Annotated in this window: 2 protein-coding genes; both read right to left on the bottom strand. The window is 65.5% G+C overall.

The features are described 5' to 3' along the window. The coding region (locus tag ACTWQA_RS59135; protein WP_443167523.1) for a hypothetical protein at window positions 1-337 on the bottom strand (337 nt) is incomplete at its 3' end. Between the two features lie 130 nt (window positions 338-467). Next, the gene (locus ACTWQA_RS59130; RefSeq protein WP_443167524.1) at window positions 468-749 is read right to left on the bottom strand and encodes an ATP-binding protein; all 282 of its coding nucleotides are present in this window, start codon (window positions 747-749) and stop codon (window positions 468-470) included. Window positions 750-885 lie beyond the last annotated feature (136 nt).

The following is an 885-nucleotide window of genomic DNA, read 5'->3' as shown; positions in this document are numbered from 1 at the left end:
GGCACCACGCGCTCAGCGCCTTACCGAACCGGGTGCCCGCCTGCTCCTCCGGCCAGGAGTCCGGCGGCAGCAGTTCGCCGGACAATCCCGACAAGTTTGCGGTCTCGCGGAGGGAGTCCAGCAGAATCGTCTCCGTGGCGGCGATGTCGTCGCTGAAGATCTTGGCGCGCTCGCAGGAGAATGACAGAGCGGCGATGTCGCCCTCGGCGGTCAGGTCGGAGGCCAGGGCGTCCAGGATGGTCGTCTTGCCGGTCTGCCGGGGTGCGTGCAGCACGAAGTAGTGGTCTCTCTCGATGAGTTCGCGCACCTGCGGGAGCTGCGGCGTGGGTGGCAGCATGTAGTGGCGCCTCGGGTCGCAGGGCCCAGTGGTATTGAAATACTTTGCTGAGGGTGTTCGCATGGTCACAGTCTGCCATCTCCTTGCTTTACGCGCCTGGGACAAGCTCTTTCGGACGCCGACGACTCGTTCACGAACCCTGCCGTTCCCCGCAGACGAACCAGACGATCTTGCCTTCCGGCGCCGGATCGACACCCCATCGCTCGGAGTAGGCCGAGACGATCGCCAGTCCGCGTCCGTGCTCCTCGTTCGGTCCCGCCGGCAGCAGGGTCGGCCAGACGGGGCTGTGGTCGGCCACCTCGCCTCGGACGCTTCGGCCCTGTCTGTGCAGGGAGAGGGTCATCGCGGACTTCGCGTGCACGACCGCGTTGGTCACGACCTCCGATGCGATCACGGTCAGGTCGTCGGCCAGAGCGGACAGCGAGGTGTGTCAGAGAAAATGCACCAGATCGGGTCTTAAATACCCATCAGTCGCGGGAGGGGTTATAGGGGATCCTGGCGTAGTTCTCGCCGGGCTGCAACCCGGGCCTCGTGTGCGTCCTTCAGCC

The sequence above is a fragment of the Nonomuraea sp. 10N515B genome (assembly GCF_052245915.1).
Taxonomy (GTDB): Bacteria; Actinomycetota; Actinomycetes; order Streptosporangiales; family Streptosporangiaceae; genus Nonomuraea.
Note: the sequence above shows the minus strand (reverse complement) of the source record. Positions and strands in the feature narration are given on the sequence as shown.